The sequence below is a fragment of the Methylobacterium indicum genome (assembly GCF_001043895.1).
GTDB classification, from domain to species: Bacteria; Pseudomonadota; Alphaproteobacteria; order Rhizobiales; family Beijerinckiaceae; genus Methylobacterium; species Methylobacterium indicum.
This window is the reverse complement of the sequence record NZ_JTHF01000101.1, coordinates 12,158-35,503: the sequence shown is the minus strand read 5'-3', so window position 1 is coordinate 35,503 and position 23,346 is coordinate 12,158. Positions and strand designations below refer to the sequence as shown.

General features: G+C 66.7%; 6 protein-coding genes and 2 pseudogenes. 4 read left to right on the top strand and 4 right to left on the bottom strand.

What is annotated here, in order from left to right; genetic code table 11:
• A partial coding sequence (tssI, locus tag QR78_RS12210) for a type VI secretion system tip protein TssI/VgrG (RefSeq protein WP_048427794.1) occupies positions 1-1,376 on the bottom strand: 1,376 nt, incomplete at its 3' end.
• Between the two features lie 325 nt (positions 1,377-1,701).
• Between tssI and QR78_RS32740 the strand changes: the two are divergent.
• Positions 1,702-1,928, top strand: a pseudogene (locus QR78_RS32740) (transposase); the annotation flags it as partial.
• Between the two features lie 10 nt (positions 1,929-1,938).
• Here QR78_RS32740 and QR78_RS32735 read toward each other — a convergent pair.
• The 3 genes and pseudogenes from QR78_RS32735 to QR78_RS12200 form a co-directional block, all read right to left on the bottom strand.
• Positions 1,939-2,097, bottom strand: a pseudogene (locus QR78_RS32735) (transposase); the annotation flags it as partial.
• A 294-nt stretch (positions 2,098-2,391) separates the two neighbouring features.
• Complete coding sequence (locus tag QR78_RS12205; protein ID WP_048427793.1) at positions 2,392-3,003, bottom strand: ATP-dependent Clp protease proteolytic subunit; 612 nt, start codon at positions 3,001-3,003, stop codon at positions 2,392-2,394.
• A gap of 514 nt (positions 3,004-3,517) precedes the next feature.
• Positions 3,518-4,075 (bottom strand): chorismate--pyruvate lyase family protein, encoded by a 558-nt coding sequence (locus QR78_RS12200; RefSeq protein ID WP_048427792.1) that lies wholly within the window; start codon positions 4,073-4,075, stop codon positions 3,518-3,520.
• Positions 4,076-4,420: 345 nt separating this feature from the next.
• Between QR78_RS12200 and fabD the strand changes: the two genes are divergently transcribed.
• Genes fabD through QR78_RS12185 form a run of 3 tightly spaced genes read left to right on the top strand, consistent with a single transcriptional unit; the run spans position 4,421 to position 23,346 of the window.
• Positions 4,421-7,393, top strand: coding sequence for an ACP S-malonyltransferase (gene fabD / locus QR78_RS31915; protein WP_053220895.1), 2,973 nt, complete (start codon positions 4,421-4,423; stop codon positions 7,391-7,393).
• Positions 7,393-18,390, top strand: a complete 10,998-nt coding sequence (locus tag QR78_RS12190; RefSeq protein WP_048427791.1) for a non-ribosomal peptide synthetase — start codon at positions 7,393-7,395, stop codon at positions 18,388-18,390. The genes fabD and QR78_RS12190 overlap by 1 nt, the downstream gene beginning before the upstream one ends.
• Positions 18,391-18,402: 12 nt before the next feature.
• Positions 18,403-23,346 carry a beta-ketoacyl synthase N-terminal-like domain-containing protein gene (locus tag QR78_RS12185; protein WP_053220894.1) on the top strand — a complete coding sequence of 1,648 codons (4,944 nt, stop codon included), beginning with the start codon at positions 18,403-18,405 and terminating at the stop codon, positions 23,344-23,346.

Below are 23,346 nucleotides of genomic sequence, written 5' to 3'. Positions count from 1 at the left end.
TTGTTGGGGTTGGGCGCGATGCCGACCACGATCGGCCGGTCGGGATCGCCCTCCTGGTAGGCCACCAGCGCCTCCATCCCGACCCGCGGGATGATCTGCTGGCCCCAGTTGGTCCCGCCCCAGGACTGCGTCACCCGCACCCAGCCGGTATCCGTCCCGTCACCCCGCGCCCTACGGTCCCAAGGCAGGGTCAGCTTCACCCGCCCGAACGCGTCGGTGTGGATCTCCTCGCCCGGCGGGCCGGCAATCCTGGCGATCTGCAACCCGTCGATGCGCGGGCGCGGCACTGTCCGATGCGGCGTCGCCGGCCGGTCGGCCGGCAGGGTGGTGAAGGCGTTCTCGTAATGCGGCGTGCCCGCCCCCGACTCGTAGGTCGGGTCCTCGGCCCGGTGCAGGATCTGCGTGATCACCTGCGCCGGGTAGACATGGCCCGGATGCGCCACCTCGTAGGGGGTGAAGCGCCCGCCCGCCGCCAGCGTCCTCACGCTGGAGCGACCCTCGACCCGGTCGAAGCCGGTCTCGGTCGCCTGGATCCGTAGCCGCGTGGCGCGCTCGCCCGCCTCGCGGGTCAGCGCCCTTGCCGGATACTCGTAGAGTTCGTAAGCCGTATTCTCGGGAACACGGTCGATCGACAGCGTATCGGAAGTAAGATCGAGATTTGGCGTCAAGAATTCGTAATCGTTTCCGGCTCGTCGTCCCGGCGTGAACGAGAGTTGCCGGCGCCAGTCGTGGATATGCTCGGCATCCGACGAGCCGAAGGCGAGACGGACCCGGGTCTCGGTCCCGCCGTCATAGGCCGAGGGATGATCGCCGACGACGAGCGTGTGCTTGCCGCGCTCATGGCGGAACCAGTAGAACAGCCCTTCTTCTTCGAGCCTGCGGATGAGGTAGGCGAGATCGGTCTCGTTCCACTGCACGACGTAGTCGCGCTTCTGCGGCGTCCGGGTGACGCCGGCGAGAGTGTAGTCGCGGATGCGGTGCTCGGCGCAGAGCGTCTCCAGTACCTCGAGCGTCGATTGGGTCAGGAAGATGCGGCAATCGCTGCGCTGGCTCATCAGCCACAGCCGCGGGCGCAGGGTGAGGGCGTACTGGCGGGCGCCGCGGGTGACGATCGGCCCCTCGTGCAGCTCGGTGACGAGCCCGTTCCAGACCCGCTGCGAGCCGTCGGCCAGCGTGAGGGCGAGATCGGCGGCGGTGCCGACGATCTCGTCGGGCCGGATCTCGTCACGCTGCGCCCGGACGCGGGCCTGGATGGTGAAGAGGCGGTTGATGCCCTCCTCGACCTCGAGGCGCTCGAGCAGCAGAGCGTCGGGGCCGAGCACGGTGTCGATCGCCATCAAGCGCCCGGCCTGGGTGTAGCGCACATGCTCGCTCATCGCCTGCCCTGCCGTAGAAGTCCATGCCGGATGTCATAGTCTAGGGCGCGGCTTCTGACCGATCAACCCGGCCAAGCGCGACGGACGCTGCGACGATCCGTTGGACACGGCACGGGATCTCCGGATATCGGATCGTATAGCCGGCGCAGGCCAAGCACGAACACAGCGCCCGTCCGGCGGATCGCCCCCGTCAGGCGTCGTCGGCCCGGGATGCCGGCGTCGAAGCGCGTGATGTAGAAGCGGCGGGCCCGGTTGCACCTATCCGGCAGCTGAAGGTGACGAGCCGCCAATTTGCTTGCCAGTCTTCGTCCCGCTCCGATGTGCCGGGTTCCGTGAGGCGATCCGGACCGCTGGAGCACGGCCCGCCATCCCGACCAAGAGCAATGAGGCTCCGGTCGCCTGTCCTGACTGGATCTACAACAACCGCAACATCGTCGAGCGGCTGTGGGCGCATCTGAAAAGTGGCGCGCTATCGCAACTCGCTACGAAAAGACCGCCCTCAGCTTCATGAGCGTCCTTTGTCTCGCCTCAACCTTGCTATGGCTCAAGTGACAACAGGTCCTAGGTACAGACAGGCGTTGACCATCTCGCGCAGGTCGACCTTGAGCGGCTCGTAGCTCGAGAGCAGGGGCGCGATCAGTGCCCATTGCGCATCCGTCAAGTCGGTTGGGTCGCGACGGCCGTCGTCCTCGTAGAAATCGCGGTCTGCCTGCGTCCACATCGGCTCCTCCTGCCGACGTCAACGCCCGACCGTTAAAATCGGTCGAACAGGCTCTCACACGTGATGTTGGCGATGATGCACCACCCGGCGGCTTGGACGCAACGACATGGGAAGCAACGACAAGCAGGATCCGGGGCGCCTCGGCATCGACGTCTACATGCCGAGGCGCCGGGGGCATCAACGCGAGCGCCCGTCCGGATTTCCCCCGGGCATTCGAGTGTTCCCGCCCGAAGGCGCCGTTACACAAGTCAATCGAGAAATAAAATCACCGATCAACAGTATCTATGCCCTGTATCATCGGCTCGTATCAAAATCAGAGCTTCTCTCGACAATCCGCCCAAGCAAGCCGTATTCCAGCGCTGCCTCAGTATCCAGCCAGAAGTCTCTGCGCATATCCTTCTTGATTCTTTCGACTGGCTGCCCCGTCGCAGCCGCGAAAATCCTGTAGAATCGCTCTCTCATCTTAAGTATTTCGTCGGCTTGAATCTGAACATCGTCCGCTCGTCCGCCGATGCCGCCGCTCGGTTGGTGAAGCAGAAATCTGGTATTTGGCAGGCAGAATCTTCTGTGTAGTGGAACAGATACGAAGATCAAGGCACCGGCGCTGGCAACCCAGCCGGCTCCGATGGTTCGGACTTCCGGCGCGATGAAACGGATCACGTCGTGAATCATGTCTCCCGACTCGACGTGCCCCCCCGGCGAACTAATAAACACGTTGATCGGCTCGTTCCCCTTGGCCGCCAGCGCGAGAAGGCGCTCCGAGGCCGCGCGTGCGATCTTGTCATTGATCGGTCCGGTGATCATGACGTACCGCCCTTGGAAAAGGGCATCTTCGACGATTTTCGGCGCTTGCGCCGGCAGCTGATCGTCGCCTTCCTTCTCGTCGTTATTGTATGCATCAATCATAATCTGCATCTCCTATAGACGATATTGACCTTTTGGCTTTTTACAGAAAGAACAAATAGCTTCTACACCCGCGCTTCAACCATGATACCCCCTATGGTCCGCTACGGCAAGGCGCTCTGCTCGCTAGAAATCCCTCGATCCGAGATCCGGAAGATCTCTTCCGGATCTCGGATCGCCCGCCCGCGCGGTGACGCCGAAGGCTTCACACGTCTGAGCGAAGCCGATTTCCGCATCGCTCGGCGGTTGTGCAGCCATCACCGAGCGATCAGTCGGAAATCGCATGAGAGGCGGCAGCGCCGTACAGCTCGATCAGGGGTGTGCCGACGCTCCTCTCGCGCACGCCGCCGAACGTCGAACTCAAAGCCTCGCCGGATGCTTCAGCGGTGCCGGTTCGCGCGGCGTCGGCTGCACCCGGGAGCCGCGAGGCCATATGCTTGCGAAACGGTGCCCCGGCCGGTCCCGCACACGCGCCGGCTGGCCGTGGCAATCCGGCCGGGGCGAGGGCGGCGCTCGCTCAGGCGCGCATGTCGGCGCGACGCCACAGCTCGGGCAGCATGCATTCGACTACCAGCAGAGGTCGCGACGCGCGCCGGAAGATCGACCGACGAGCCAACAGGCGGCCGTTCGACAAGGCCCGTCCTCTGGACACCACGTCACAGACCCGTTCCGCCATCGGGTGTGACGATTCCATTTCGGCACTGGTCAGTGCGGACCGAATGACCTCCGTGTCCCGATACAGCAACTCGGCCAAGGGCCGGTCACCCAAGTCACGCAATGAGCGCCAAGCCCCCTCGCTATCGTCGAGGCGGACGACGGTATGGCCGAATACGCAGGGCTCGCCATCCACGAGCAGCAGGACCTCGCGAATCCAAAACCGATCCTCCGGTGCAGCATTCAAGAAATCCAGGTCTTCTTTCCAGGGAGGCGAGGATTTTTCGAGGATCACCGCCAACCGCAGCTCTCCCAACGTGGCGAGGAGCTTAGTCAGCGACCCAGGACGCGTCAGCCAGTCTTTCTGAGTGGCAGACGTTCCAGATGGAGGAACTGCGCTCCAGCAGGCATCCGTCGTCATGCGTGCATGAACCTCCTTGTTCATCCGTCCGACCTGCCGTGATCCGCGAGTATCGAGCCCACCCTTCAGCTGCCTGCGAAAGTTCTGACAGGCTAGCTATAACAAATACCTCTGGCCGCGTTGCCGGCTCGAGATCACGCCTAGGCATTATCTGCAACGACCACGAATATCAATCATAAAAAATTCGTTGCGATTGATAATGACTCCGCTTATCAACGGGAAAAAGGGGGGCATCCCGTCGACAAGTGCGACAATCTTAGCCGCAAAACAGGAAGATCGCCGAATTTATGGAAACCTCCTTTCCGTCAACGACGGCATGGTGCTTCCCGGTGAGAGGAAAATGCAATGCAGGCGTGGGTTTTTCCCGGTCAAGGGTCGCAAAGACGCGGCATGGGCCAAGAGTTGTTCCCGCTCTTTGAAAATTATCTCGCAATTGCCGATCGCGTTTTGGATTATTCTGTCAAAGAACTCTGCCTTGAGAATCCTTCGCAGCGGCTGAATCAAACCAAGTTCACGCAACCGGCGATATTCGTCGTCAACGCGCTGAGCGCCATGCAAGCCGAGCGCCACCGCTCACGGTCCCCTGAATTTCATGCCGGATTCAGTCTCGGTGAGTATAACGCTCTTCTCGCGGCAGGCGCCTTCGACTTCGAGACCGGTCTTCGGCTTGTCGAGAAGCGAGCGTCCTTGATGGACGCGGTCGACGGCGGCTCTATGGCAGCCGTGATCGGGCTTGATGCCAGCGAGCTAGAGGATTTTATTGAATTTTCAGGAATGCGATCGGTTTCTATCGCCAATTTCAATACCCATGACCAGCTTGTCATCTCCGGGCCGAAAGCCGACGTCGACCGGCTCAAGCGGATGCTCGAAGCGCACCCGAATGTGTCGGCCGTCGTGCCATTGAAGACGAGCGGTGCCTTCCATTCACCGCTGATGAAGCCGGCCGCCGAGTCGTTCGCGACCTTCTTGGAAGGTTTCTCGTTCTCGGCTCTGTCGGTTCCTGTCGTCTCCAACATTACGGGGCGGCCGCACCGCCAGGAAGACCTGAAGCGGTCTCTCTCCGAGCAGATTTACCGGCCTGTACTCTGGTCGGAAACCATCCAGTACTTGCTGACGCAAGGCGTCGATGACTTCTCGGAAATCGGCGACACGAACGTGCTGCGGCCGATGATCAAGGCGATCCGCCAGGCCGATCCGCGGCCTCGCCGCACGGCGCCGTTCGTCCCGCGCCCGGACACAACGCCCCTTCTGACGCGGATCCTCGAGCGGTGCGGGGCGCTCGACGACAGGACGCTCCAGATTTTCCACCGCGATGGAACTCCCCTGAAGGTCACGGGCGGCGAGATCGCCGCGGGCGTCCGGCGCCTCGGAAGCCGGATCGCAGCCTGCACCGAGCCGCAGGCCCGCGTCGTCGTCCTGCTCCCCTTTGGTCCGGACCTGCCGCAAGCGCTCCTCGCGTGCTGGTATGCCGGGGTCGTGGCCGTGCCGGTCCCGTTCTCCGCGGATGTCGACCCCGACCGCCCGAACGATCCCATCGCCGCCATCATCCAGCATAGCGGTGCGGAGTGTCTGGTGACCTCGGACGCATTCGCCGACACCGCCCGCATCTACGCCCGGCGGTTTCCGCTCCGGACCATCACGGTCGAGGCTTCTGCGGAGCAGGACGGTCCAGCGCTGCGGCGGCGGCCCGCGAGCGAGCAGGATGCAGCGATCCTGCTCTATACCTCCGGTTCGACCTCGCAGCCCAAAGGGGTCGTCTGGTCCCATGCGACGGTCGACAACAGCGCGCTGTCGCCACAATGGGCCCTGTCGTCACGGAGCCGGGTCGTCTCCTGGCTGCCGCTTCATCACGCATTCGGGCTCAATCTCGGCCTGCTGGCGCCCCTCGCCCACGGCGCCCTGAGCGTCTGCATGCCGCCCGAGAACTTCGTCTCCGCGCCGCAGGATTGGCTCGCCCTGATCGACCGGTATCAGGCCACGCATACCGGCGGTCCGAGCTTCCTGTTCAATCACTGCTGCGAAGCGCTCGACGCTACTCGGCTGAATGACCTTCGCCTCTCGTGCCTCGGCAGCCTCATCTGCGGCGGCGACATGATCCGGTTCGCCGACCACGAGCGCTTCGTCCGGCTTCTAGCGCCGCTCGGCCTGTCGGACCGGGCCGTGCTGCCGCATTACGGCCTGTCGGAGGCAGCGCCGGTGACCTTGCAAAGGGTCGGCGAACCCCTCCGGTCGGTTCGGCTCGAGGAGGCTGCCCTGCTCGAGGGCTGGGTTCGGCCAGCGCCGGATGGCCGCTGCGTCGTGAGTTGTGGCGAGATCGACGACCGAACACGCATCGAGATCGTGGATCATGACAACCATCGGCGCTGTCCGGCCGGTCGCATCGGCGAGATCTGGGTCGATACCCCGTGCGCGGCCATCGGATACTGGAACGATCAGGAAGAATCGCGGCGGGTGTTCGATGCCGTCCTCGCCGACACCGGTGAAAGTGGCTTTCTTCGTACGGGCGATCTTGGTTTTGTTCTTGAAGGACATTTGTACATAGTTGGAAGATTGAAGGATATCATCATAGTCAATGGCAAGAACTACCATTCCGTCGATCTGGAGGCCGCTCTCAGCGAGCATCTGGGTCGTCCAGGCTTCACCTGCGCGGCTTTCGCCTACGAGACGCCGGGAGGACAGCGCGTCGCCATCGTCCAGGAAGTCGAAGACGCGCCGGAGCTTCATCGGGAGATCGGCCTGGGCATCGTCGATCTCATGTCACGGCGCTTCCAGTTGCAGGTCCACGAGGTCGTGCTCGCTTCCCGCGGCACGATACCCCTGACGGCGAGCAGGAAAGTGCGTCGCCAGGCCTGTGGCTCGTCCCTCCGCAAGGACCAACTCCCCGTGCTCTGGCGCTGGGACGTTCGACAGGGCTTCGATCCGCCCTTCCCGGCGATCCCGCCGGACCGGATCGGCGTCATCGCCAGGGCCGTCAGGGACAAGGTCCTTCGGCCCCTCCTTGGCTCCGACGTGAACCACCTCTCGACTGGCGATCCGATTAGCCGGCTCGGCACCGATTCGATCAAATATATCCAGATCGCGCGAAAAATAGAAATTGCGTTCGATGTCAAATGTCCGCCGAGCGCGATCTACAAAAATAATTCGTGTCGATCCCTGGCTCAGTACATAATTGAAAATACCGACCCAGAAATGATGAAATCTCTTGAGTCTGCTCGGGCGCCGCAGATCGATGAGGCGGTCGTCAACGTGTTGCTGGATTGCTCGCGCGGCCGAATCACCCGGTCGAGGGCGCTGGACATGATCAAGGAGCGGCTTTGATGGACATCCTGTCGATCATCGACGATTACCGCAAAGGCATCGTCACGACGCGTGACCTCGCGGCGCGCCTCGAGCAAGCCTGGGATGGATGCCTGTCGGACGGGCAGAGGGGACTTTGGGCCCTTTATCGCGCCGAACCCGAGGGCCACGCGTACAATGTCGGCTTCTGCTTGTCATGCCGGCCGAGCCTGAACGCGGGGATCCTCGAACACGCGCTTCGGCTCGTGGCCAAGCGCCACCCCCTCCTCCGGGCACGCATCGACGCGGCGAGGATGACGCCGAGATTCGTCCTGCTCGACGAGCGAGGCCTCACCGTGGCGCGCGTCGACCTTGTCCCCGACGATGCGGAGAATGTGAGCCGCGTGCTCGAGCAGCGCATGCGCGAGCCATTCGACCTCGAACGCGGCCCGCCGGTCAGGGTTGAACTCCTCACTCTCGGCGCGGACAGGACGCTGCTGCTCGTTGCAGCGCATCACATCGTCCTCGACGGATCCTCCTCGCGCCTGCTCATCGCCGACCTCCTCCGCGCGTACGGCGACTTGGAAGCTGGCCGGTCCTGCGACCTCGACTGGCCCGAGGGGGAATATTCCGATTTCGTGACCTGGCAGCGCGACGTCGTCGGGGGCCCGCGAGGGGCGACCGACAGGGCGTATTGGACGCGGCAATTGTCCGGCGCGATCCCGCTCGACGGGCTTCCTCGGACACGGCCATGGACCCGCGACCTGAAGCACGAAGGCGCTGTCGTCGAGGTCACAGTCCCGGCCGCGCGCCTCGCCGCCGTGGCGGGATTGCTGCAACACGAAGGGGTCAGCAAGGCCGCGTTCTTCCTCGCCGTGTTCCAAGTGCTGCTCAGCCGCTACACCGGCCAGCGGGATATCGTGGTGGGCATGCCCTCGACGCTACGCCCGCAGGAACGTTTCGACGGGATCATCGGGCATTTCGTCAACATGCTGCCGATCCGGAACGAGGTTCCGGACGGCGAGGCGTTCTCCATTCATCTCGCGCGCGTGCAGGGCACGATCGCGGCAGCCTTGGACCATGCGGCCTACCCGTTCGGCAGCATCGTGAGCGACCTTGGGGCGCATGGCCAGGATGCGAGCTCACCGGTCTTCCAGGTGAGCTTCAATTTCCAGGGGTTCCTTGCCGAGACCCCGATGCCCGTCGCGGTCACGGAGGCAGGGACGAGCTTCGAGCAGATTCACGGTCTCCATCAGGCCGGCGAATACGAACTCGGCCTCGACATCCTGCCCCACGAGGGCACGACCTTCGTGTTCAAGTACCATCCGCAGATCTACGATCGCACCGTGATCGAGGGGATGGCCCGGCACTTCCTCACCCTGATCGACGCGGCCGTGGCCGATCCATCGACCGCGGTGAATGCCCTGCAGTGGCTGCCGGCGGCCGAGAGGGCCGCCATCCTCGGGCAGGACGATGCGACCGCGCGCGATTATGGGTCTGCCGTCAGCCTGGAAGGCCTGATTGCCGAGCAAGTCCGCTCCCGTCCGGACGCGCCCGCCGTCACCTTCGGCGACATCACCCTGACCTACAGGCAGCTCGACGACGCCGTCGCCCGGCTCGCACGACGCCTGATCCGCGCCGGCGTCGATGCGACGACGGTGGTCGGCGTGTGCGTGGAGCGGTCGCTCGACATGGTCGTCGCCCTCCTCGCCGTGATGAGGGCCGGCGCGGCTTACGTGCCCCTCGATCCGCGCTTCCCCGCCGTCCGCCTCTCGCAGATGACCGAACGGGCCGGCTGCCGCTTCATTTTGACCCAGAGCGCTCTGGCGCCCCGCCTCGACCCGTCCGCCGGACAGGCCCGGATCCTGCTCGTCGGCGCAGCGGACGGCTCGGACCCGGGCGGGGACATCGCCGGTGCGGCGGGCGAACTCGCCTACGTGATGTTCACCTCGGGCAGCACCGGGCAGCCCAAGGGCGTCATGGTCACGCGCAGCGCCTTGGTGAACTTCCTGCTGTCGATGCGGGAAAATCTCGGCTGCGGCGAAGACGATCGTTGGCTGGCCGTCACGACCTACTGCTTCGACATCGCCGCCCTCGAACTTTACCTTCCCCTCGTCACCGGCGGACATTGCGTGATCTGCGGCGCCGACGTCGTTCGCAACGCCGACCTGTTGAGGCGCGAGATCGCCGTCGTGCGCCCGACCTTCATGCAGGCTACCCCGGCCTCCTGGTCCATGCTGTTCCGCGTCGGGTGGCGCAACTCTGAGCGGGTCCGACTTCTGTGCGGCGGCGAGGCCCTGTCCGACAACCTGCGCCGACTGTTCGTCGAAAGCGGCAGCCACGTCTGGAACATGTACGGCCCGACCGAGACCACGATCTGGTCCACCATGGGGGTCGTGAAGCCTGACGGCGCCGTCACGGTCGGAACGCCCATCGCCAACACCCGCGTCTACGTGCTCGACGAGCGGTTGCAACCCGTCACATACGGCGTCGCCGGCGAGCTCTGCATCGCCGGCGACGGCTTGGCGCTGGGGTATCGCGACGACCCCGACCAGACCGCGAGACGCTTCGTCGAGAGCCCGTTCCGCCCGGGCGAGAGGCTCTACCGGACCGGCGACCGTGCTCGCCGGCGGCACGACGGCGAGATCGAGATCGTGGGCCGGGCGGACGATCAGGTGAAAGTCCGCGGCTTCCGCATCGAGTTGGGGGAGATCGAGGGCGCGCTCAACCGCCATCCCGCCGTCGAAGGAAGCGTCGTGGTGGTGAGCGAGGCGTCAGGAGTCTCGCGCTTGTCGGCGTTCGTCGTGACCGGCGGCCGCAACGATCGGGCGACACCGGACAGTGCGGCGCTGCGGACCTTCTTGATGCAGACCCTGCCCGAGCACATGATTCCCGCCGAGTTCACGCGCGTCGATGCATTTCCGCTCACGCCCAACGGCAAGGTGGACCGCAAGCAACTCCTCAAGCACGTGGCAGGCGCGCAGGCGGCGGGGCACCGCGGTCCCGCGACGCCCGAGGCCGACGACATCGAGGCACGTGTCGACGCCGCGTTCCGGAATGCGCTGGCGAACGGCGCCTTCACGCGCGACGACCGCTTCTTCGACATCGGCGGCGATTCGATCTCGGCCATCGCGGTCGTGGAGCAGGTCAACGCGGAACTCGGCTGCCGGCTCAGCGTCACCGCGTTGTTCCGATGCCCCACCGTCGCGTCACTGTCGGCCCTGGTGCATGAAGCCCGTGCGGGGGGGCATCCCGGGATCCAGGCCGACCCGCCCGACTCGGCCGAGCGGTCCGTCTTGCCGCGGGACAGCGCCCCCCCCACTGCGCGCCTGCCCGGCGTGCCGGAGGATGCCCTGGCGATCGTCGGCATCTCGTGCCAGTTCCCGGGAGCGGAAGACCACCGGCAGTTCTGGGATAACCTCGTCGCCGGACGTGCCGGCACACGGCTCGTGCCGCTGGACGAACTCGAGGCCGCCGGGGTGCCCCCATCGGTGCGCGAGGCTCCGAATTACGTGCCGCAGCAGGCGGAGGTCGCCGGCAAGGCTGAGTTCGACGCGGCCTTCTTCAATATCTCGCCGAGGGATGCGGAGTTCATGGACCCGCAGGCCCGTCTCCTGCTTCAGAACGCATGGAAGGCCATCGAAGACGCCGGCTACAACGTCGAGGACGTGCCTGACACCAGCGTCTTCATGTCGACTTCGAACAACCACTACCAGACACAGATCCCGGGACTCAGGCCGGACGCGAGCAAGCCGAGGATCATGGACGACGCCGGCGACTACGTGGCCTGGCTCCTGTCACAGGGCGGCAGCACCCCGACCATGGTGTCCAACAAGCTGGGACTGACGGGACCCAGCTTGCACGTCAGCACCAACTGTTCGTCCGCTCTGGCCGGCTTCCACCTCGCTTGCCAGGGGCTGCTCGCCGGCGAGGTCGACCAGGCGCTGGTCGGGGCCGCCGCCATCTTTCCGGCGACCGGCTTCGGCTACCTGCACCAGCCTGGCCTCAACTTCTCGAGCGACGGCCGCTGCAAGGTGTTCGACGAGGATGCCGACGGCATGGTCGGCGGCGAAGGCGCGGCCGTGATCATGGTGAAGCGCGCGCGCGACGCGATCGCGGCGGGCGACAACGTCTATGCGCTCGTGCGGGGCGTGGCGATCAACAACGACGGTTCCGCGAAGGCTGGATTCTACGCGCCGAGCATCCAGGGCCAGACCGCAGTCATCCGCAAGGTCATCGACAAGACATCCGTCGATCCCGCAACCATCTCATACGTGGAAGCTCACGGAACAGGCACAAGGATCGGCGATCCGATCGAAGTCGCCGCCCTGACTGAAGCCTATCGCCACTACACGCAGCTCAATCGATATTGTGGTATAGGATCCGTCAAAAGCAATATCGGCCACCTCGATGCAGCGGCCGGCATGGCAGGAATCATCAAGGTCGCCCTCAGCCTCTATCACGAGAAAATTCCGCCCACAATCCATTACGAGCGGCCCAATCCCGAGATCGATTTCAAATCGTCGCCATTCTACGTCGTGACGTCCGTATCCGATCTGCGCGGGAGAGGCACGGAACCTGCTCGGGCGGCCTTGAGCTCCTTCGGTATCGGCGGCACGAACGGTCACGCGATCCTCGAGCGATGCCCGCGCCCCACCGGCCGCGCAGACGCGGTGAGGGAGACCGGACCGGTCATCGTGCCGCTTTCGGCGCAGAACGAGGAGCGCCTCGCCGCTTGCGCGGCTGCGCTGCTCGAAGCGCTGCCCGCGTGTCGCCGTGCCGGCAACCGTCTGGCGGACGTGGCGTACACGCTCCAGATCGGCCGGCGCCCGATGGCGTGCCGCGCCGTCGCCATCGTGGCTGATTTCGACGCCCTCGCCGACGCCCTCGCCGCCTTGAGCGCCCGCACCTCGCTTCCGCCCTTCTGCCTTGCGGGCGGCGCGGGACGCGAGCCCGCGGCGGGCACGCCCGGGCCCGACGTCAACGCCGAGCTGTGGCGGCGCGCGGAGGCTTGGATCGACGGCGGTGCCGGCGATTGGGGACCCTCCCCCCCGGGAGCCCGGCGCATCAGCCTGCCGGGCTACGCCTTCGCCAGGAAGCGATACGCCCTCGCCTGCCCGCCGCCCGCGTCGTCCGCCTTCGATCCGCTCGAGCGTCTGGAGCGCCGGGCCGAAAGGACGGTCGGCGAGGGACTGGGACAGTTGCACGCGAGCGGCAGCGCCGCAGCCGCGGCCGACGAGTATCGCCGCTGCACATCCGCGCTGGACGACGTCCTGGCTGGTCTGTTGCTGCACCAGATCGCCGAGGCGGGCGTTTTCGGAGCCGACGGGCTGGCGCCGGCACGGGCGTTCATCGAAGCAGCGCCACGAAGCCTCGCGCGCTGGCTGGCGCACGGGCTCGAATCGCTGGCCGGGCGCGGCATCCTAGAGAGGCGCGGCCGCTTCTATCGGCGGGCCGACGACAGGAGCGCGACGGCAGGGGCTTGGGACGCATGGCGGTCCTGGAAGGCTGCCGCGGGCGATCGGCCGGAGGTCCGGGACCGGGTGGATCTCATCGAGGTCATGACCGCGGCCATACCCGACATCCTTGCGGGCACCGCCCGGGCGACGGAGGTCATGTTCCCCTCCTCCTCGTTCCACTTGGTGGAAGGCCTCTACAAGCGCGATCCGATCGCCCGATGCGTCAACGCCGCCCTGGCCGACGCCGTCCTGGCCATCGTCCGCAGCCGCCCGAGCGGGAGCACCGCGGGAGCGGTACGGATCGTCGAGATCGGTGCGGGAACCGGGGGGACCAGCGACCTCGTCCTGGACGCCCTCGCGCGCGCAGGACTCGATATCGGCGAATACGCCTACACCGACCTGTCCCGGGCATTCCTTGACGGCGCCGAGCGACGGCTGCGTGCGCGGCATCCTGCGCTGCATTGCCGGCGGCTCGATATCGAGCGACCGGTGGCCGAGCAGGGCTTCGAGCCCGGCACGTACGACATCGCGATCGCCACGAATGTCCTCCATGCGACCCGGCACGTGCGGCAATCCCTCGCCCACGTCTCTTCCCTCCTGCGCGCGGGCGGCGTCCTGCTGCTCAACGAGATCAGCGACAACAGCCTCACGATGCACGTGACCTTCGGCCTGCTCGAGGGTTGGTGGCGTTTCGAGGACGGGGAGCGCCGCCTGCCGGGAGGGCCGGCGCTGTCCGGCGACGGGTGGGCGCGAGCCCTGCGGGAAGCAGGCTTCCGATCGGTCCGCCGGCTCGGCCCGGCGAGCGAACCTTTCGGGCTTCAACTCATCGCCGCCGAGGCCGGCGCGCGGGAGGCGGCCGGCGTCGAGGGGCGGCGGCATGCCCCGCGGGCACCCCTTGCCGCCACGGACCGCCGCCCGATGGCAGCGGCAGGAATCGCGAGCGCCGTCACCACTACCTTGGCGGCATCACTGAAGATGGATCCCTCCGAGATCTCGCCGGACGTGTCGTTTTCCGATTACGGCCTCGACTCGCTTGCCGCCGTGGCCGTGCTGGATGAACTCAAGCGGGCGCTACGCGTCGCGCTCCACGTGAGCGACCTGTTCGACCATCCGACCGTCGCCAAGCTGACGGAGCACGTCTCGTCGCTCGCGCCCGACCCCGGCGCACTCCCGGCCGACCGGCCGCGCGCGGTGGCGGGCGGCGGCGCACGCCAGACCGGGTGTGCCGAGCGGATCGTCGAGGACGCGGTCACCCGGGCGCTGTCGTCCGTGCTGAAAATGGACGAGGACGACATCGCCGTCGAGACGCCCTTCGCCGATTACGGCCTGGAGTCCCTCACGGCGGTGGAGGTGGTGCGACGGCTCAAGTATTCACTGGCAGTGGATCTCGACGTGACGGAGGTGTTCGATCACCCGACCGTCGCGGCTCTGGCGCGGCATCTGTCGGGTGCATGCTCAGTGCAGCGCGAGCCGCGCGGAGAGCCCATCCGTCCAGCCCAACGAGCTCTCGCTCGCGAACGCGCGCCGGCGCTCCCGGAGCCGATCGCGATCGTGGGGATGAGCGGGCGCTTCCCGCAAGCCGACGACGTGGACGGCCTGTGGCATCACCTCGCCCGGGGCAGCGATCTCGTCGAGCCTGTCACCCGCTGGGACCACGCCGCGGTCGGTGCGGATTGCCCGGATGGCGGGTTCATGCGCGACATCGATCGGTTCGATCCGCTCTTCTTCAACATCTCGGGCCTCGAAGCCGCCTACATGGAGCCACAGCAGCGGCTCTTCCTCGAGGAGGCATGGAAGGCGCTCGAAGACGCAGGATACGCGGGCGTCCAAATCGGTTCGCTTCGCTGCGGTGTCTATGTCGGCTGCACGACGGGCGATTATTTTGATTTGTCTCGCCCTGCCGACTATCCAGCGCAAGCGTTCTGGGGGAACATGAGTTCGATCGTTCCCGCCCGGATTTCCTATTACCTGAATTTGCACGGCCCGGCTCTCGCTGTCGATACGGCTTGCTCGAGTTCGTTGGTCGCCGTGCATCTGGCCTGCCAGGCGCTTCGGAACGGCGAGGTCGCCATGGCGCTGGCCGGAGGCGTCTTCGTGCAGTGTTCGCCGAGGCTCTACATCGCCGGATCCCGCGCCGGCATGCTGTCGCGGAGTGGCCGTTGCAAAGCCTTCGACGACGCGGCGGACGGATTCGTCCCGGCCGAGGGCGTAGGCGTGCTGGTCCTGAAGCGGTTGAGCGACGCCATCGACGCGCGCGATCAGATCCACGCAGTGATCCGCGGGTCGGGGCTGAACCAGGACGGCACGACGAACGGCATCACGGCCCCCAGTGCCAAGTCCCAGCAGGACCTGCAGGAGCAGGTATACGACGCGTTCGGCATCGACTGCGCCGACATCCACCTCATGGAAGCACACGGCACCGGGACCAAGCTCGGAGACCCGATCGAATTCCAGGCACTGGCACGGTCGTTCCGCGGCCGAACCGAGCTGCGCAACTTCTGTGCCCTCGGCTCGAGCAAGTCCAACCTCGGCCACACGCAGATGGCCGCAGGCGTCGTCGGCATCATCAAGACAGTGATGAGCCTGAGGCACGAGCAGATCCCGCCGACGCTGCACTACGACCGCTGCAACACCAACATCGCGCTCGATGACAGCCCGTTCTACATCAATACCGGGCCGGTGCCCTGGCCCGCGCGGCAGGGACGGCGGCGTTGCGCGGCGGTCAGTTCCTTCGGGGCCAGCGGGACCAACGGCCACGTTGTCATCGAGGAGGCGCCCGCACGTCCGACGCGTGTGACCGGCCGGCGAGAGCGCGCCATCGTGCTGTCTGCCCGCACGGGGGAGCAGCTTCGCCTGCAGGCCGGCCGCCTCGCCGCCTTCTGCTCCGCCCATCCCGCGGTCGATCTGGGCGACGTCAGCTACACCCTCGCCCTCGGGCGCCGGCACTTCCCTTACCGTCTCGCCGTCGTCGTGTCCGACCTCGAGCAACTGCGCGACGCGTTGATGCGCTGGTCGGCCGGCGAAGCGGTGCCGACGGTCCTCGGGGGGGAACGGGCGAAACCCGCCGGGGCCGCTGGCCCTGCCCCCACAGGCCGGGTCGCACCGGCGGTGCTCGCGGCCTACTACGCCGCGGGAGGCAGCGTGGACTGGGACTCGGTCTTCATCGGCGAGTCCTGCGGCCGCATCTCACTCCCCACCTATCCCTTCGCACGAGACCGCTGCTGGCTGCCGGACGAACCTGTGGAGCCGCGGGCGGCGCCCTTACCCGCCAGTCCGGACGCGGATGCCGCAACGGTTCTCACGGGGGACGAGTACTTCCTGCGCCACCACAGGGTGCAGGGCCGGCCGATCCTGCCGGGCGCTCTCTATCTGGAACTCGCCAGGACCGCGCTTGCGGCTGGCCGCCAGCCATTGCGCGATGCGTGCGCCGCCTTGTCCAACCTCGTCTTCCTGAACCCCGTTGTGGTGGCAGGGCCGCCGGTCGCGGTTCGTGTCGCGTCCACCGGCGAGGGCGGGCGCGACTTCGATATCAGCAGCGCCCCGGACGGCGAGAAGCGCGTGCATTGCCGCGGCGAGATCCGCCCGGCCGCACCGCGGCCACCGGCGATCGACATCGTGCGGCTCCGCGAGCGGCATGCGTCCCGCCACGTCGGCTCCGGTGCGTTCTACGATCATTTCGCCGAGATCGGTATCGACTACGGGACTTCGTTCCGAGTGGTCGTTCAAGCCTTCGTCAGCCCCGGATCGGTCCTGGCCGAGCTGCGAGCGCCAGAGGAGCTCAGGGCGAGCCTGGACAGCCAGGCTTTCCATCCGGCCATGGTCGACGGGGCTCTGCAGTGCCTGAAGCTGCTGTCGGGCGGCGGCGAGGCGCCGGCTCGGCCCAACCTGCTGTTCGCCATCAGGGAAGCCTCGGCGTTCGCACCCTGCACGACATCGATGTGGGCTTGGCTGCGGCCTGCCGGGGACGGACCCGGCGACCGGGTCGACATCGACATCGCGGATGATTGCGGGCGCGTCTGCGTCGCATTGCGGGGCGTGATGACCCGGCCGGTCGAGCCGGACACCCGCCGCATTCCGTCCGTCGACCCGCTGCGCGACATCGGTCTCGGGGCAAGGACGCGCATCCTGACGCCGGCCTGGGTTCCCGTCGCCCCGGCCACCACGGCGCCCTCCCGGAGGCGCGTGGGTGCCGTCGTGGTCGCGGACCGGAGCGGGCGATCCCTCGATGCGCTGCGGAGCGAACTGGCGCATGCCGCCACGCTCGACGTCTCGGGCGACGTCGAGGCCATCGCCCGCCAGCTTGGCGCCATGCCGCCCATCGACCACCTGATCTGGTTCGGCGCGGCCCCCGCACGAGCGCCGCGGCCGGCGGAAGACATGGCCGCCGCCGAGAATGGCGGCGCGCTGGAGGTTTTCCGCTTGTGCAAGGCGCTGCTGCAGGCCGGCTACGCCACCCGTACCCTCAGCCTCACGCTCGTAACCGAAGGCGTCCAGCGCGTCCGCCCGGACGAGCGCACCGATCCGACGCAAGCCGGCGTGTCCGGGCTCGCCGGCACGATCGCCAAGGAGTACCCGAACTGGGCGGTTCGTGCCGCCGATGTCGCGCGGGTGGACGCCACTTCGTTCAAGGCGGTGCTGGCGCTCGAGGCGGATCCGGACGGCAACACCCGCGCCTACCGGGACGGGCGCTGGCTCGAGCAGCGCCTCCATGTCCGGGGCACCGATTCCCTGCGGTCGTGCGGCCTGCCTGCGGGCGGCGTCTACGTGATCGCGGGTGGTGCGGGAGGCCTCGGCCGCGCACTCAGCGGGCATCTGATCCGCCGCTACCGGGCGCAGGTGGTCTGGCTGGGGCGCCGCGAACGCGATGCCGCCATCGATGCCCACGTGGCAGCCCTGGCGGTCCACGGTCCCGCGCCGCTGTACCTGCGGGCCGACATCTGCGACCGCGACGCGCTCCGTCGGGCGCATGCCGAGATCTCGCGGCGGTTCGGGCGCGTCACAGGCCTGATTCAGTCCGCCCTGGTGTTCGGCGGCGCAAGCCTCGACCGGATGACCGAGAGCGCGTTCCGCGCGGTGCTCGATGCGAAGGTCGCCGGAAGCGCGCACTTCGTTGAAGAATTCCGCAACGAGCCTCTCGACCTCGTGCTGTTCGTGTCCTCGCTCAACTCGTACCTGAAGGCGATCGGCCAGGCCCATTACGCGGCCGCCTGCACCTTCAAGGATGCTTTCGCGATGCATCTGGCGCGGGAACTCCCCGGCGCCGTCAAGGTGATCAATTTGAGCTATTGCTTCAACAACGTTGATCTCTCAGACCGAAAAGGCAATAGTGGTGATATTGATTTCATCACTGAAGAGGAATTCATACTCGGGATCGAGAGGCTGATCTCAGCAAGTTTCGAGCAGATGTCTTTGATAAATTTCTCCGCGGCGCTCAATACCCGCGGCATCCAGTTGGGCGAAGGCAGCGAGGCGCCCCGTCCGGCCAGTGATCCTAGGCACGCAGGCGGAATGGACGACGAGACCGAAACCCTGCGGCGCATCCGGGAGCGGATGGGCGCGCTCAACGCTTTGGCGATTTGAAGGATCACGGCGATGAAGACGCTTCTGATCGAATTGCTCTGGTTGCAGCTGCGCTCCCTCGGCATATTGCGGCCGGGACGGCACGACCTCGGGAGCCTGCGCGAGGCCGCCGGCCTGCCGCCCCGGTTCTCCTCATGGCTGGCCGAATCCGTGCGGGTGCTGGAGGTCGCGGGCTACCTGCACCTCCATGACAGCGCCATCGTCGTGACGGAGGAGCGGGAACCGCCCGTTCCCGACGAGGCCTTCCTCGATGGGACCTGGGCGCGGTGGGAGGCCGAGAAGGCCCGCTGGCTGGAGAGCCCGGACCTGCATGCGCAGATGGTGCTCCTGGATGCCACCATGCGGGCGTTACCGGCCGTCCTTACCGGCAGGCTGTCCGCGACGGAGGTCATCTTCCCCGGATCGTCCCTGACACTCGTGGAGAACGTCTACAAGCACAATCCGATGGCCGAGTACTTCAACGCGGCCCTCGCTCGTCAGGTCGTGGAGGCTGTCGAGAACCGGCTCGCCGGTGAGCCGGCCACTCGGCTGCGCATCATGGAGATCGGAGCCGGGACGGGAGCCACCAGCGCCGTCGTTCTGGACTCGCTGCGCCCGCTGTCGCATGCGATCGAAGAGTATCGCTACACGGACCTGTCGCCAGCCTTCCTCAATCACGCCGAGCAGCATTACGGGCCGGGATCTCCGTTCCTCACCTATGCCCTGTTCGACGTCGAGACGGCATCGTCGACTCCCGACGAGGCGCGCTTCGACATCGTCATCGCAGCAAACGTGCTCCACGCCACGCGTAACATGGCGACGACCGTGCGGCATACGAGGCGGCTGCTGAAGCCGGGCGGCCTGCTGCTGTTGAACGAGCTCACCGTCAACAACCTGTTCAACCATCTCACCTTCGGCCTGCTGGACGGCTGGTGGCGCTACGATGACGGGGCGATCCGCATTCCCGGTAGCCCCGGCCTGGCTCCGGAGACCTGGGAGCGCCTTCTGCACGCGGAAGGACTTCGCGACATCGCCTTTCCGTGTCGCGCCGCCCACGACCTGGGTCAGCAGATCATCGTCGCCCGCAACGACGAAGCGCCGCCGGTGCGGCGCGGCGCGGGATCGATGGCTGGCATGTCGCCACCCGCCCCCCGCACCGGCACGGGCGCCGCACCCGGATCCCTGCAGCACCTCCTCGCGGAACGGATCGCCGCGTCCCTCCGGATCCCGCCGAGCCGGATCGAGCCGGAGGAGCCGTTCTCGAGTTACGGCCTCGATTCCATCCTGGCGATCAATCTCGTCCGTTCGATCAACGAGGATCTGGCAGTCGACCTGGAGATCACGGCCCTGTTCGAGCACAACACGCTCGCCGCTCTGGCGGCCGCCGTCCAGGCCATGCGCCCTGCGGCCTTCGAGCCGGCGCCGGCGACGGAGAGCACCTCGTCCGAGGCGGGTGATGTCGGGCGGGCGATGACGGTCGTCAGGAACGTGCTCGCCGCCGCCCTGCGCATCTCTCCGGGCCGCATCGAACCGGACGAGCCCTTCGCGAGCTACGGGCTCGACTCGATCATCGCCGTGAACGTGACCCGGCAGCTCAACCAGTTGCTCGGCGACGACCTCGACATCACGGTCATGTTCGAACATGGCACCGCCGGCGCCCTGGCAGCCCTCATCGCATCGCGCGAGGCGTCCGGCGCTCTCGTCGAAACCCCGGAAGCGACGGCGACGGTCCGGCCGCGGATTGCTGTGCCGCCCGGGAACGCCAGCCCGGAAGCCATCTCGCGGGACGTCAGCGACGGGGCGGCGGAACTCCGGCCCCGCCCGCCGGAGCAGGGCCCGCTCGCCCCCCGGCAGGCGGTCGACCGGGGACGGCACGGCATGCCTCATGGCGCCGCCGGCGCGCCCTCGGCAAGACCTGCGCCCTCGGCAAGACCTGCACCCTCGGACCCGGCTACCGATCCCGAGCTGGACGGCTTCGCCATCGTGGGAGCGCACGCCCGCTTCGGCCCCGCGGAGCATCTCGACGAGCTGTGGCGCATCATCGAGGAGGGACGCAGTTGCATCACCCGCCGCCCGGCCCGCGGCGGCGAGCTGACGGTAGAGGGCGGACACTGGGGCAGCTTCGTCGCGCGCGTCCAGGATTTCGAGCCTCTCCTCTTCGGCCTGGCCCCGGCCGAAGCCAGTCGGATGAGCCTTGAGCAGAGGCAGATGCTCATGAGCACGTGGAACGCGATCGAGGATGCCGGCTATACCCCCAAGGCTCTGTCGAGGAGACCGACGGGAGTCTTCATCGCGACGGGGCCGAGCGATGACCGCGAGGCCGTTGCCATGGAGGCGGACGCCGCCTGCGATCTCCTCGCCCTGCCGTCTCCAACGATCGTGCCAAACCGGATTTCCTACCTCCTGAATCTGCAGGGTCCCAGCGAGGCCTGCGACACGACGTGCTCGTCGTCTCTCGTCGCCCTTCACCGCGCCATCCAGGCCATGCGGGAGGGCGAATGCGAGCAGGCGATCGTGGGCGGCGTCAACCTGATCCAGTCCGACCGCGGCTACAGGGGCATGAAGGCCGCAGGAATGCTGAGTGAGGACGGCCAGATCAGCCCGTTCCAAGATTGCGCGACCGGGACAGTGCGTAGCGAGGGGGTCGCGGCGGTTCTGTTGAAGCCGCTGGCGCGGGCGCTTGCGGACGGGGACCATGTCTACGCCGTCGTGAAGGGAACGGCAGTCGTCCATGGAGGCCGCGGCGTCTCGCTGACGGCTCCCAACATCCGCGGCATGGCAGCGGCGATGACGCGGGCCTACCGTCAGGCCGGGATCGACCCCGGCACGGTGTCCTATATCGAGGCCCACGGCATGGCCTCGCGCCTCGCCGACGGAGCAGAAATCGGCGCCTTCAAGACGGCCTTGTCCGATTTGGCTGCCTCGGGCGCCCAGCCGCCACGCCCCGATGCGTGCCACCACGTGGGGACGTTGAAACCGAGTCTCGGGCACTCCGAGGTGGCATCGGGCATGGCAGGCCTGCTGAAAGTCGTGGCGGCGCTGCGCCACCGCGTCATCCCGGGAATCGCGAACTTCACCGCGCCCAGCTCCTCGATCGCCCTCGAGGGAACGTCGCTCCGCTTCACGCCGCACAACCTGCCCTGGCAGGCCCTCCGCGACCGCAATGGGTCGCCGCTGCCGCGACGGGCCAGCGTCAACAGCTACGGCATATCCGGAGTGAACGCGCACGCGGTCCTCGAGGAGGCTCCCGAAGAGGCTCCGTCCGAGGATGACGGGCCGCAGCGCCTCCATCTCATCCTGCTGTCGGCCGGAAACCGCGACGCCCTCACGGCGAGGTGCGCGGACCTGCTGCGTTTCCTCGAGGCCACCCCGGCCGTCCGCATGCGGGATCTGGCCTACACCCTTCAAACCGGGCGCGTGCCCATGGCGGCCCGGATTGCCATACGGGCGGGAACGCGCGACGAGCTGGTCGAGCGGCTCGGCATGGTCCTGTGCTCCGGCATCGGGACCGCGGCGGGCGACGGCGTCTTCGTCGGCGACACGGATCGGCGAGGTTCGGACGCCCTCGGATTCTTCACCGGGCGGGTCGGCGAACTCCTGGCGAACGCCCTCGTGTCCGAGAACATGAACGAGGACCTCGCGCGGTACTGGGTCCTGGGAGCCGGCATCGACTGGGAGCCACACTGGCACGGAAGACCCCGCAGAAGATTGTCGCTCCCCGGCTATCCGTTCGCGGCGGCGTGCGGCACGCCCCGCCCGGTCCCATGCACGACCGACGGCCCGCCCCCGCCGCCCGTCGCTCGCGAGCATGATGCCGCCGACTTGCTCGAACTCGTGTCCTCCATCCTCGGACTGCCTGCGGGCGAGATCGATGTCGACCTGCCGCTCGCCGATTATGGGCTGAACTCGCTCCTCGTCGTCACCATGCTCAGCCGCTTGCGCGAGAGCGACGCGGATCTGGACCCTGCCTGTCTGACCGTGCAGACGAGCCTGTCCGACCTCCTGTCCAGGCTGCGCGACGGCCGCAAGCGGGCGGCGGGGACGACCGGTGGCGAGTCTCACGGCGGCTTTCCCGAGCTGGTACGCCTCAACGCCGCGGCGGATGGCCGGCCGGTCTTCTGGATTCACGCCGCGCTCGGCAGCGTCGAGAGTTTCCGCGCCGTCGCCCAACGCTGCCCGCGCCCGTTCTACGCCCTGCAGGCGCGCGGCTTCATGACCGAGCACTCGCCTATCGAGGGAATCGAGGCGATGGCGGAGCATTATCTCGCGGCCATCCGGTCGGTTCAGCCGCAGGGGCCCTACGATCTCGGGGGTTTCTGCCTGGGAGGCATCATCGCCTATCAGATGGCGCGACGATTGCAGGAGGACGGACAGGCGGTCCGATCGCTCGTGATGATCGATTCCCCGGACAATACCGGGCTAGGCCAATGCGGGACGGCGGACGAGATCTCGTCGATGAATGCCGCCTTTCAGATCGGCAACGCCCTGCTGTGGCCTGCGGAGGCGGTCGAACACGCGGACATCGTAGCTCGGTTGATCCATCGCGACGAACTCGGTGATGTCGCGGACGACGGGGATGTCATCGAAAAGATTGCCGATCTCGTCGCCGGGCGCGGCATCGCGATGACTCGACCCGCGATCAGCGCCTTCCTCCGCAAGAACGTCGACGTTCAGAAGGCCTATCGACTCGCGGACTACCACATCCAGCCGTTGACCGAGCCCGAGGAGATTTCAACGATCTACATCCGCAATCGGAGCGGCATGTTCTATGGCGCTCTGGCGCCGTACTTCATCCTGCCGGGTACCAGCTTCTCGCTGGATAACGTAAACTATTGGCAAGACTGGCAGCGCGAGATGCCGACAATGGAAATTGTCGATGTTGACGCCAATAATCATATGACCATCATGCACGATGCGCCATCTATCAGTGCGATCCTGCAAATATGCGATCAAATTTACAACGATGGAGCACGCTGA

What these genes read in the sequence shown, in the direction of transcription:
- QR78_RS12205 (WP_048427793.1), bottom strand. Translation starts at nt 3,003, where the DNA reads ATGATTGATGCATACAATAACGACGAGAAGGAAGGCGACGATCAGCTG.
- QR78_RS12200 (WP_048427792.1), bottom strand. Translation starts at nt 4,075, where the DNA reads ATGACGACGGATGCCTGCTGGAGCGCAGTTCCTCCATCTGGAACGTCT.
- fabD (WP_053220895.1), top strand. Translation starts at nt 4,421, where the DNA reads ATGCAGGCGTGGGTTTTTCCCGGTCAAGGGTCGCAAAGACGCGGCATG.
- QR78_RS12190 (WP_048427791.1), top strand. Translation starts at nt 7,393, where the DNA reads ATGGACATCCTGTCGATCATCGACGATTACCGCAAAGGCATCGTCACG.
- QR78_RS12185 (WP_053220894.1), top strand. Translation starts at nt 18,403, where the DNA reads ATGAAGACGCTTCTGATCGAATTGCTCTGGTTGCAGCTGCGCTCCCTC.